The sequence below is a fragment of the Pseudochrobactrum sp. sp1633 genome (genome assembly GCF_030376605.1).
Classification (GTDB): Bacteria; Pseudomonadota; Alphaproteobacteria; order Rhizobiales; family Rhizobiaceae; genus Pseudochrobactrum.
Genome location: NZ_JARRAE010000003.1, coordinates 327,369 through 339,268 on the forward strand (window position 1 = coordinate 327,369; position 11,900 = coordinate 339,268).

The window sequence follows — 11,900 nt, forward strand, 5'->3', positions numbered from 1 at the left end:
AGGTCTTGTTGCTTTTTGCACCCTTCTGGTTTTTGTGTGTGCCTGAGCCGCTGTTGCGTTCAGAAGAAGGGTCAATTCTGCGAGCCAATCCGGTCATCCTTAATACTTACATTTCATAAAGTCTTGAAAACTCTTTAAAGCATTTCAGCACAGAATGGAAACATTTGCTGTGCCTGCACGGATGCAAATAAAAAGGGCACCATAGTAACTATGGTGCCCTCTGTTTTACGTGCTTTGCGCTGCTTATTCAGCGGCATCCGCTTTTTTAGGTTTGGCGGCTGCCTTGGTTGCGGTCTTTTTCGCAGCAGGTTTTTTGGCCGCTGCCTTTTTCGCCGGTTTGGCTTCAGCATCGGCATCATCTGCTTTTGCTTTGGTAGTCTTTTTCGCGGCTGTGGTCTTCTTCGGCGCGGCAGCTTTCTTAGGTGCAGCTTTTTTGGTGGTTTTCTTGGCGGAACCGGCCTTGGCTGCAATCAGCTCCAGCGCTTCTTCCATTGTCACCGATGCCGGATCTTTACCCTTTGGCAATGTGGCATTGACCTTACCCCAATTGACATAAGGGCCATAACGACCGTCACGCACGGTAATCGAGCCGCCATCCGGATGGTCGCCGAGCGTTGCAAGTGCGGCCGGAGCAGCGCGGGTGCGCCCACCCTTGGCAGCTTTTTCTGCCAGCACAGTCACAGCGCGGTTGATACCGATTTCGAAAACATCCTCAATACTGTCCACATTGGCGAAAGCGCCGTCATGGGCAATATAGGGGCCATAACGACCAAGACTTGCGGTGATCATTTTGCCGCTTTCCGGATGTGGTCCCACATCGCGCGGCAAGTTGATCAGACTCAAAGCTTTTTCCAGATCAAGCTCGCCCAGTGACCAGCCTTTAGGCAGGCTGGAGCGCTTGGCTTCTTTGCCTTCACCGCGCTGGATATACGGGCCAAAACGGCCTGTACGTGCGGTGATATCTTCACCGGTCACAGGATCCTGACCAAGCACTTTCGGCTCATCCGAAGCACCGGCTGCATCGCCTTCACCCTCATTGCCGAGTTGGCGGGTAAATTTGCATTCCGGATAGTTGGAGCAGCCGACAAAAGCGCCATATTTGCCGAGTTTCAGCGACAGGTTGCCTTCACGACACGTCGGGCAGATACGCGGATCCATACCATCGCCGCGATCAGGGAATGCAAGTGCGGAGAGCTGTTCATTCAGCGCATCCAGCACATTGGTAACGCGCAGTTCTTTGGTGTTGTCGACATTGCCGGAGAAGTCTTTCCAGAAATCGCGCAACACGTCTTTCCATGCCAGTTTGCCGTCGGAAATCAGATCGAGCTTTTCTTCCAGACCGGCAGTGAAATCATATTCCACATAGCGCTCAAAGAAGCTTTCAAGGAAAGCAGTGACCAGACGGCCTTTGGCCTGCGGGATCAGCTTGCGCTTATCCATCGTGACATATTCACGGTCATTCAGGGTTTTAAGCGTTGCCGCGTAAGTTGAGGGACGGCCGATGCCAAGCTCTTCCATACGTTTGATCAACGAGGCTTCTGAAAAGCGCGGAGGCGGTTCAGTTGAATGCTGCGTGGCATCAATTTTCTCACGCTTCAGTGTCTCTCCGGCATTGATCTGCGGCAGACGTGCGCCGTCCTCGTCCTCATCTTCTTCTTCGCGGTGATCCGTATAGGCCGCGAGAAAGCCGTTGAAACGAACAACAGAACCATTGGCACGCAGCACAGCAGAACGGGCACCGTTCTTGGCTTCAATATCAACCACTGTACGTTCAATATCCGCAGGCTGCATCTGACTGGCAATAGCGCGTTTCCAGATCAGTTCATACAGACGTGCCTGATCTTCATCGAGATATTTGCGCACTTCTTTCGGATGGCGGTTAAAGTCAGTCGGGCGCACTGCTTCGTGCGCTTCCTGAGCATTTTTTGCCTTGGTGGAATAATAACGTGGCTTTTCCGGCACGTAATTATCGCCGAATGTCTGGCCAATCGCTTTGCGGGCAGCGGTAATCGCTTCCGGCGCCATCTGCACACCGTCGGTACGCATATAGGTGATCAGACCGGTGGTTTCACCGCCAAGCTCAATACCTTCATAGAGGCGCTGCGCGACCTGCATGGTACGCGATGCCGAGAAGCCAAGCTGACCGCTGGCGGCCTGCTGCAGCGTGGATGTGGTGAATGGCGGGCCCGGATTGCGCTTGGTTGGCTTGGCGTCAACGCTCATGACATTGAAGCTTGCGCCTTCAAGCATGGTGCGGATGCCGGTTGCCTGCTCTTCATTCTTGATGTCGAGCTTGCCGAGTTTCTTGCCGTCAACAACAGTCAGGCGTGCAGTGAAATTATCGCTGCGTGGTGTCTGGAGCAGGGCGGCAATATTCCAATATTCTTCACGGATGAAGCGTTCAATCTCGGTTTCACGGTCGCAGACGAGACGCAGCGCCACAGACTGCACGCGGCCTGCCGAGCGCGAGCCCGGCAATTTGCGCCATAGAACCGGTGACAGTGTAAAGCCCACCAGATAGTCGAGGGCGCGGCGTGCCAGATAGGCATCGACCAGCGGCACATCAATCTCACGCGGATTTGCCATCGCTTCCAGAACTGCGTTTTTGGTAATGGCGTTGAACACCACGCGCTTGACCGGCTTGGAGCCGAGCACTTTTTTCTGACGCAGCACATCCAGAACATGCCACGAAATAGCTTCCCCTTCGCGATCCGGATCCGTCGCCAGAATCAGACTGTCGCCTTCTTTGACCGCCTTGGCGATCTCGGAAAGGCGCTTGGAGGAGGCCGCATCGACTTCCCAGCTCATGGCAAAATCTTCATCAGGACGCACAGAGCCGTCTTTTGCCGGCAAATCGCGCACATGGCCAAAGGAGGCCAGAACTTTATAGTCTGAGCCTAGATATTTATTGATTGTTTTTGCCTTGGCGGGCGATTCAACGACAACGACATTCATATTTACGGGTCCAGATTAAGGTACACAGCCGGATTTGCCCGGATTGCGCCAGATTTGAAAATCATCAGGCTGGCAGGATATTTATCATTCAAATGAACAGCGAAATCTGATTGGTCAAGAGCAAGCCGCTGTTTTTTACGCAAAACAACGACAGGTTGACAATGTTAATTTTGTAATCTTAGGTTGAAATGGCGCATTTCAAGACTAAAATTTATTTATTACGACCTGCTCATAATTGCATTTATTTGATTCATCTCTTGTTCATTCGGATGGCTGAATTCATGAAGCAAAGCAAAGAGAACTCATATCAAGAAATTATTTATGTTCACGATACATTGCTGAAACTCCGTCATATTGCACAAACCAATCAATATCCGATGCTGGCATATTTTATTGAAATGGCATGGGTCGAGGCATCAGATGTGCTGCGCACACAGTTTGGCCCATCAACCAGAAACTGACCAACCAGAAATTGATCAACCAAAACTGATCGGGCAGAAACTGATTGACCATTCATTGTGATGGCAGCAGGGCAACCAATCCGTTATCGCTGCGCTGCAATTGTCCGGCGAGATCAAGTTCCAGCAATGCCAGATGCACGGCGGACGGGCTGAGTCCCGTATGGCGGATGATGCTGTCTGCGCTTGTTGGCGTGCTGCTGAGCGCGCTGCGGATACGATCAAACCCGTTGACATCACTTGCCGCAGTACCCGTTGTATCCGCTCCGGTGACGGCTGATCTGTGTGCCAGAATTTGCGCGGAATCTTCTTTGAATAATGATCCGGCCTGCATTGGTTCAACACCGTTCGTGCGCAGCATCGGCGCCAGCGCATCGGTGATATCCTGCGCTTCGGTGAGCATAATGGCACCGTTTTTGAGCAGGGAGTTGGCACCATTGGCACGCGGATCAAGCGGAGAGCCCGGAACCGCAAAAACCAGTCTGCCCATTTCCCCTGCCAGTCTCGCGCTGATGAGCGAACCGGAGCGTTGTGCTGCTTCAATTACTGCAAGGCCGAGCGACAGACCGGCGATGATGCGGTTGCGGCGTGGAAAGTCCTGCGCGCGCGGCACCCAGCCCATCGGCATTTCGGAGATGATAATGCCGCCATTATCCGTAATCTTATCAAGCAACGGGATATTTTCCGGCGGGTAGGGACGGTCAAGCCCGCCTGCAAGTACGGCAATCGTACCTGTTTCAAGACTGGCCTTGTGCGCTGCCGTATCAATGCCTCGGGCAAAGCCGGAGACAATAGCAATTCCCGTTGCACCCAGATCGCGCACCAGCTGGCTTGTGAAAGCACAGGCGGTGGCAGAGGCATTGCGTGCGCCGACGATAGCCACTGGTGGTTTTTGAAAAAGCGTCGTGTCGCCTCTCACTGTGATCAGCGGCGGCGGGTTGAGTATTTGTTTGAGATAGGGCGGATAATCCGGCTCGCCCATGCCGATGAGCTTTGCACCTGCACGCTTTATCGCTTCGAGTTCCCGCTCGGCTTCATCAATTGCATGAATGCGCAGCGGACGCTTGGCTGTGGAGCGGACCAGCTGGGGCAGGCGCTCGAGTGCGGCAGCTGCACTGCCGCAATAGGCGATCAGATCGCGAAAACTTGCAGGTCCTACATTATCGCTGCGGATAAGCCGCAACCAGTTGAGCCTCTGCTGGTCTGAGAGACGAATTCCTTTTGACTGCGAACCCGTCTCTCCGATCATTTATTTTGATCCTATTTTCGTTTCAGTGCCGTTTAACAACCGCTGAATATTGGCGCGGTGTTTGATGAAAATAATCACGGTCAGCACCGTAAACAGCAAAGCGGTTTTTCCCAATCCCAGATAGAGAATGGACAGTGGCACCACGATACAAGCGATCAGCGCGGAGAGTGAGGAATAGCGGGTGAGCAGCGCGATAACGATCCACACCGCAGCAAAAACCAATGCACCCGGCCAGACCAGTCCCAGCAGAATGCCGAGATAGGTGGCGACGCCTTTGCCGCCTTTAAAGCCGAGCCAGACCGGAAACAGATGGCCGAGAAAAGCACCTAAACCGGCGGCAAGCGCATAATCACGGCCAAAATAAGCGGCAACCAGCACGGCGATCGTGCCTTTGAGCATATCGCAGAGCAGGGTTGCGGCGGCAATTTTCTTATTGCCGGTGCGCAGCACATTGGTTGCACCAATATTGCCGGAGCCGATGGAGCGGACATCTCCGAGGCCGGCCATGCGGGTGAGCAGCAGGCCAAAGGGGATTGAACCGAGCAGATAGCCAAAGATCAGCGCTGCAAGAATACCCGCCGCGACGCCGGTGATAATCAGTGGTTCAATCATAAAGTTCCCTCAAGTATTTTTCTGCTCAGGCCGTTGCCAGAAATTAGGCATAAAATCCGCACCAAAACAATATTGATCTGCATTTATAATGCGAAGACTGTCTTGCCACTGACCACAGTGCGGATCACGCGACCCTGAAATTTAGCATCTTCAAAAGAGCTGTTTTTCGAGAGCGAGCGCAATTCTTCCGTTTTAACGACCCACGGCTCATAAAGATCAACCACAGCAAAATCAGCTTTGGCGCCAACTTTCAGCGATCCTGCATCCAGACCATAGAGTTTGGCCGGTGCCGTGGAGAGCACTTCGATGAGGCGCATCAGGCTCAGAGATTCATTGTGATAGAGGCGCAGAGCTGCACCGAGCAGCGTTTCCAGCCCGATCGCACCGGCTTCCGCGTCGGCAAATGGCAGACGCTTGGTGTCCACATCCTGCGGATTATGCGCGGAAACAATCACGTCAATGGTGCCGTTGCGCACAGCTTCAATCATCGCCTGACGGTCATCTTCTGTACGCAGCGGCGGTGAGAGACGGAAGAATGTGCGATATTCGCCGATATCATTTTCATTGAGTGAAAGATGATTGATGGAAACCGCAGCACTGACTTTGCTGTTTGTTTCTTTAGCGCGACGCAGAGTTTGCACTGACATATCACAGGAAATCTGTGCCGCGTGATAATGACCACCGGTCATGGCGGCAAGGCGCAGGTCGCGTTCCAGCGGAATAACTTCTGCTTCACGCGGGCTGCCGGAAAGGCCGAGCCAGCTGGCATAAAGCCCGCTATTCATCACGCCGCCGCCGAGATACGGATCCATCGTCTCATGGGCGATCACCGCACCAAAATCCTTGGCATAAGTCAGCGCACGGCGCAGCAGCAGCGTATTCGCCAGCGACTTGCGGCCTTCAGTAAAGGCAACAGCACCGGCTTCGCGCAGCAGACCCATTTCGGTCATTTCCTCACCCAGTAAACCGCGGGTAATCGCAGCTGCCGGATGCACGTTGACAATGGCCGTATCACGCGCAGTTTTTTTGACGAATTCAACCAGCGCCACATTATCAATCACCGGATCAGTATCCGGCATCATGATCATCGAGGTTACACCACCGGCAGCTGCGGCCTGACTGGCCGAGGCAATGGTTTCACGATGTTCTGTGCCCGGTTCGCCGATGAAAACGCGGCTGTCCACCAGACCCGGGATCAGCACATTGCCGTTCAGGTCGATGATTTGCGCACCTTCCGGTGTGCCTTGATTATTAGCATCCGCGCCGCTGGCGACGATAATGCCGTCCTGAACGATCAGCGTACCGTTTTCATCAAGATTGCGGGAAGGGTCAATGATGCGGGCATTGGTGTAAACTGTGGTGCTCATCATCAGGCTCCCTGACCATTGAAGTTTTCAGGATTTCGTCGGGGATCAAGCAGAGCTTCCATCACGGCCATGCGCACGGCTACGCCCATTTCCACTTGCTGCTGGATCACACTTTGCGGGCCGTCAGCAATATCTGACGCAATTTCTACGCCGCGGTTCATCGGGCCCGGATGCATGACCAGAGCGTCTGGCTTGGCATATTTTAGCTTTTCTTTATCCAGTCCGTAGAAGTGGAAATATTCACGCACCGAGGGCACGAAGGAGCCGCTCATGCGCTCGCGCTGCAAACGCAGCATCATCACCACGTCAGCGTCTTTCAGACCTTCTTTCATGGAGTTGAAAACCTCAACGCCCATCTGTTCAATGCCGGATGGCAGCAGGGTGGACGGTGCAATCACCCGCACCCGTGCGCCCAGCGCATTGAGCAACAGAATATTGGAACGTGCGACGCGGGAATGCAGAACATCACCGCAAATTGCCACAATGAGGCGGCCGACTTTGCCTTTAGCGCGGCGGATTGTCAGTGCATCAAGCAATGCCTGCGTCGGGTGCTCATGCGCACCGTCACCGGCATTAACCACCGAGCAACCGACTTTCTGCGCCAGCAAAGCGGCGGCACCGGCGGATGCATGGCGGATTACCAGAATATCCGGCTGCATGGCATTGAGGGTCATCGCTGTATCAATCAGCGTTTCACCTTTTTTGACCGATGAATTGCCAACCGACATATTCATCACATCTGCACCGAGGCGCTTGCCAGCCAGTTCAAACGAAGACTGCGTGCGCGTCGAGTTTTCAAAGAAGAGATTGATTTGTGTGCGGCCGCTTAAGATTGATTTTTTCTTTTCCGGCTGGCGGGATACGGCAACTTCACTGTCTGCGATATCAAGCAATGTAGTAATATCGAGAGGAGAAAGACCTTTAATCCCTAACAAATGACGGTGGGGAAAAAGGGGCGCGGGAGATTGTTCTGTCATCACAGCTATTCCCATATTTTGTTTACAGAGAAACTTGTTTGCGGCCTTATATATGCTTTTACGCCATTGTCGAATAAACAGTGTGGAGAAAAACGATTATTGAGGGGATATTTATAATTTTGCCGCAAAGAATGACGCAAGGCGGATATTAGAGATTCGCGTATAGATTTTAAATACAAAACCGGCGGCTGAAATCTCCGGCTAAATGGATGGAATATGTCGGTTAACACTCTTGTAGACGTTTCTGAAGCGACCAATCAGGCGCCGCAGCGCACCAATTATGCGCCGGATACGTCTCCATATTCTGTCACCAAAAACCTCAACGGACAGGCTGCCCCGCAATATAATGCTTATTTAGGTGATACGCTTCTGCTGCAATGCGCAGCGCGTTTTCCTGAAAGCCTGCAAAAAGAACTCGAACAAACCGGTCGTTTTGTGCTCTCGGCCGATGCGCAGGAAATGGCACGTCTTGCCAATACTGAGGTACCGCGCCTGCAAACCTATGATCGTCAGGGCAACCGGATTGATCAGGTCGAATATCATCCGGCCTATCATGCTTTGATGCGTCGCTCCGTTGCGCATGGCCTGCACTCATCCATTTGGGAAAACAGCCCGCAGCAATCTCCTGAAGCTGGCCGTCGCCATCAGGCGCGCGCAACACGCTTTTATCTGACCGCGCAACTGGAATGCGGTCATCTCTGCCCGCTGACTATGACAAGTGCATCGCTGGCTGTGCTGATGACCTCTCCGGCGCTTTACGATGAATGGTCGCCGCGCATTCTTACCCGTAAATATGACTCATCCAACAAGCCGCCGGTTAAGAAAGCCGGTTTGACGCTTGGTATGGGTATGACAGAAAAGCAGGGCGGCACCGATGTGCGCGCCAATACCACCCGCGCCGATCATGCGGGTAATGGTGTTTATCGTCTCAATGGTCATAAATGGTTTATGTCCGCGCCGATGTCCGATGCTTTCATGGTGCTGGCGCAGGCAAATGGTCAGGCTGCCGGTGATAACAAGTCTGGTTTGTCGTGCTTTCTGGTGCCGCGTTTGCTGTCTGATGGCAGCGGCAATGGTTTCCGTCTGCAACGCTTGAAAGATAAGCTCGGCAACCGCTCCAACGCATCTTCCGAAGTGCAGTTTGAAAGTGCACTCGGCCAGATGGTCGGAGAGCCGGGGCAGGGTGTGAAGACCATTATTGATATGGTGACACTGACCCGTTTGGATTGCGCTGTGGCATCTGCCGGTCTGATGCGTGCCGGTATGAGCGAAGCCGTTCATCATGCCCGCTACCGGCAGGTTGGCGGCGTGCCATTGATTAATCAGCCGCTGATGCAGCGCGTACTTGCTGATATGTCGCTGGATGTGGCCGCTGCAACGGCTCTGTCACTGCGTCTTGCCCGTGCTTTCGATATGGCCGCCAATGACCGTATGGAGGCTGCTTTTGCCCGCGTCATGACCCCTGTGGTCAAATATTGGGTGGCGAAGATTGCTCCGGCACTGCTGTATGAGGCGATGGAATGCCTCGGCGGCAATGGATATGTTGAAGAAAATCCGCTGGCACGGCTCTATCGTGAGGCTCCGGTCAATGCGATTTGGGAGGGCTCCGGCAATGTGATGGCGCTGGATATTGTGCGTGTGCTGCATCGCGCACCGCGTCTGTTTGACGATGTTCTGGAGTGGATCGGTACGCAGCTTGGTCGTCGCGGTCAGGGCACTGTTGCAGTACTGCGCGCTGCTATGCAGGTGACGATGACGGATGAAGGCGCGTCACGTATGCTCACCGAGCAGATGGCGCTGGCCGCAAGTGCCGCCTGTCTGAAAGAGCTCGGTGCGGATGATATTGCTGATGCGTTTATTGAAACCCGTCTTGGCGGCCAGTGGCGTACCACCTATGGCATGATTGATGCCCGCCATGATGCCTTGCGGATTATCAATGCGCTCTATCCGGAAGGATAAAGTGCATACTCGTTCAATAACAGACGGCAGGATTAATCCTGATCACTGTCACGGCGCAACATATGCAGCCGGTCTAACGCACCTTGCAAAATGAATGAGGCAGCCGCGGAATCAATCCGCTCTGCACGTTTGGCGCGCGAAACATCCATGCCGATCAAAGCGCGTTCTGCGGCAACAGTTGAAAGCCGCTCATCCCAATAGATAAACGGAATATCGGTCAGCTTTTCCATGTTGCGCACAAAGGCGCGGGTGGCCTGCACGCGCGGGCCTTCAGTACCGTCCATATTGACCGGCAGTCCGATAACAATGGCCGCAACTTTTTCTTTTTGCAGCAGCTCAAGTAGTTCCTGCGCATCCTGTGTGAATTTTCGGCGTTTCAATACGGGGCGCGGATGGGCAAAGGAAAGTCCGAGATCAGAAATGGCAATTCCGATGGTTTTGGTGCCCAGATCAAGACCGGCAATCAACTGACCATAGGTCAGCTCTGTGGCAATCTGCTCTGCTGTCGAGACGGTCATATTACGTTTTCCAATCAGATTGCGTATAGTTTTCTTGCAATGCCATAGCGGTGCATCCTATCACTGCCAAGAGTAATTTATGCACATCAGGGGAATATCATGAAAATCACATGGCTCGGCCACGCTGCTTTCCGTGTAGAAACTTCACAGGCTACAATTCTGATTGATCCTTTTATCAGCCAGAGTCCGACCGGTTCCAAACTTGATTTTGCTGAAGTCACCAAAGGCGTGACCCATATTGCTCTGACCCACGGGCACGGCGATCATATCGGCGATACCATCCGCATTGCGAGTGAAACCGGTGCGACTGTGATTGCCAATGCTGATCTGACCGACTGGCTGGCGCATCGTGGTGTTGCGAAAGTCGATCCGACCAATACCGGCGGCACGGTATTTCATGAAGGGTTCTCGGTCACCTTTGTTAATGCGCTGCATTCTTCCGCAAGTCTGACGGAAGATGGCATTTCCCATTCGCTTGGTAATGCTAACGGTTTGGTCTTTCATTTTGATGATGAAGATGCGCCGGCGCTATATCATATGGGTGACACGGATATTTTCTCCGATATGGCGCTGATTAATGAGCTTCATCAGCCGGAGATTGCTCTGGTGCCGGTCGGTGACCGTTTTACTATGGGCGGCACTGTGGCAGCGCTGGCCTGTCAACGGTATTTCCCGAACCTTAAAACCGCTATTCCTTGCCATTTCGGCACATTCGGTCTGCTGGAACAGACGGCAGATGCGTTTGTACTCGGAATGGAAAAATCAAAAACCGAAGTACAAGTGCTGGAAGTTGGCGACAGTTTGACAGTTTGATAAAAAATTCTCCCCGTTTATCAAATTAACGGGGAGGTTTATCGTTGATGTTAAGACGGATTTTCAATATAAAAGCTAACAGCCCATACAGATTCAACGTCATAATCTATGTCGTTGCTAAGAAATACACCAAGATTAGATGTATAACATAGGTTAAACTTGTTATTATTTATGGTAGTTGAAATCTTGAAAATTGTTGCGCTTTTTCTCTTGATAGTAAATTTAGTTGCGAGAGCGGGCGTGACATTTGTAACCAATCCAACATCAATGCTGCCGCCTGGGGTGGCTGTTGCAGCGAGCGCTTGTATAAAGCCTTCATACTTTGGACTGTAAAATACTGACGTAAACTCGTTTGTAGCAGTTATGTCTGTAATATTATTTGCATTTGTATAATCAATAGTACTGTAATCCAGCGTTGGATTTGTGGTTAATTTGTACCCGCTATATACTGGTCCGGTAATTGGACTTGCTGTGTCTGTAACTATATTTGGATTGTTGTATGAAAATGGTTTGAAGCTAAATAAAAACATTTTACATCCTTTTAAATGTTGCGTTTTTATTTTTGCATAATTAAAAAATATTATTAGCTGTTATTTTTTTCAGCACTAATCATGTTGCGGGTATATGTCTATGAGCCAGATTTTTTCATTTGGATAAAGAGGGCTCTTAGAAAAATAAACTTTATCCTCTGCTGCATGATAGGATAAGACGTATGTGTTTTTATAATCGGTTGTTGGGTTGTTGTTTCCTAAATTTAAGTAAATGTAACATGTGCTTATGTTAATCATTTTGATGTAAAGTTTTGAAAGCATGGATGGTACAGAACCATTCAATGCAATAGCTGGTGATGCTCCATATCCATCTGTGATATATGCTATATAAAGAAATGAATTTTCTCCTGGATTGTAGTATAATGATGGAGATTCTGTAATTTCATTGTTGATGATTGACTGGCTTGATGTGAAGGCTATCGAATTTCGATCTTTTGTTTT

At 51.6% G+C, this 11,900-nt stretch carries 11 protein-coding genes; 3 read left to right on the forward strand and 8 right to left on the reverse strand.

Annotation, left to right across the window (positions count from 1 at the left end):
* Positions 1-243: 243 nt before the first annotated feature.
* Positions 244-2,955, reverse strand: a complete 2,712-nt coding sequence (gene topA, locus P8H26_RS05360; RefSeq protein WP_289631828.1) for a type I DNA topoisomerase — start codon at positions 2,953-2,955, stop codon at positions 244-246.
* A gap of 281 nt (positions 2,956-3,236) precedes the next feature.
* Here topA and P8H26_RS05365 point away from each other — a divergent pair, with 281 nt between their 5' ends.
* Complete coding sequence (locus P8H26_RS05365; RefSeq protein ID WP_289631829.1) at positions 3,237-3,416, forward strand: hypothetical protein; 180 nt, start codon at positions 3,237-3,239, stop codon at positions 3,414-3,416.
* Positions 3,417-3,468: 52 nt separating this feature from the next.
* On the opposite strand, the gene dprA is transcribed toward P8H26_RS05365, so the two are convergent.
* From dprA to P8H26_RS05385, 4 genes are all read right to left on the reverse strand, one after another.
* On the reverse strand, positions 3,469-4,659 hold the full coding sequence (dprA, locus tag P8H26_RS05370) for a DNA-processing protein DprA (RefSeq protein WP_374708233.1): 1,191 nt from the start codon (positions 4,657-4,659) through the stop codon (positions 3,469-3,471).
* Between the two features lie 3 nt (positions 4,660-4,662).
* The gene (gene plsY, locus P8H26_RS05375; protein WP_289631831.1) at positions 4,663-5,274 is read right to left on the reverse strand and encodes a glycerol-3-phosphate 1-O-acyltransferase PlsY; all 612 of its coding nucleotides are present in this window, start codon (positions 5,272-5,274) and stop codon (positions 4,663-4,665) included.
* Positions 5,275-5,357: 83 nt separating this feature from the next.
* A complete protein-coding gene (locus P8H26_RS05380) occupies positions 5,358-6,644 on the reverse strand; it encodes a dihydroorotase (protein ID WP_374708225.1) in 1,287 nt (428 codons plus the stop codon).
* Positions 6,644-7,618, reverse strand: coding sequence for an aspartate carbamoyltransferase catalytic subunit (locus P8H26_RS05385; RefSeq protein WP_289631832.1), 975 nt, complete (start codon positions 7,616-7,618; stop codon positions 6,644-6,646). The genes P8H26_RS05380 and P8H26_RS05385 overlap by 1 nt, the downstream gene beginning before the upstream one ends.
* Positions 7,619-7,834: 216 nt before the next feature.
* Between P8H26_RS05385 and P8H26_RS05390 the strand changes: the two genes are divergently transcribed.
* Positions 7,835-9,577 (forward strand): acyl-CoA dehydrogenase family protein, encoded by a 1,743-nt coding sequence (locus tag P8H26_RS05390; protein WP_289631834.1) that lies wholly within the window; start codon positions 7,835-7,837, stop codon positions 9,575-9,577.
* Positions 9,578-9,609: 32 nt separating this feature from the next.
* Here P8H26_RS05390 and ruvX read toward each other — a convergent pair whose 3' ends face one another.
* Positions 9,610-10,095 (reverse strand): Holliday junction resolvase RuvX, encoded by a 486-nt coding sequence (gene ruvX, locus P8H26_RS05395; protein WP_289631835.1) that lies wholly within the window; start codon positions 10,093-10,095, stop codon positions 9,610-9,612.
* Between the two features lie 99 nt (positions 10,096-10,194).
* Between ruvX and P8H26_RS05400 the strand changes: the two genes are divergently transcribed.
* Positions 10,195-10,908 carry a metal-dependent hydrolase gene (locus P8H26_RS05400; RefSeq protein ID WP_289631836.1) on the forward strand — a complete coding sequence of 238 codons (714 nt, stop codon included), beginning with the start codon at positions 10,195-10,197 and terminating at the stop codon, positions 10,906-10,908.
* Positions 10,909-10,958: 50 nt separating this feature from the next.
* Here P8H26_RS05400 and P8H26_RS05405 read toward each other — a convergent pair whose 3' ends face one another.
* Positions 10,959-11,438: a hypothetical protein gene (locus P8H26_RS05405; RefSeq protein WP_289631837.1), complete on the reverse strand. Its 480-nt coding sequence runs from the start codon at positions 11,436-11,438 to the stop codon at positions 10,959-10,961.
* A 75-nt stretch (positions 11,439-11,513) separates the two neighbouring features.
* Positions 11,514-11,900 (reverse strand): hypothetical protein (locus tag P8H26_RS05410; protein WP_289631838.1); only part of this gene is annotated, 387 nt, incomplete at its 5' end.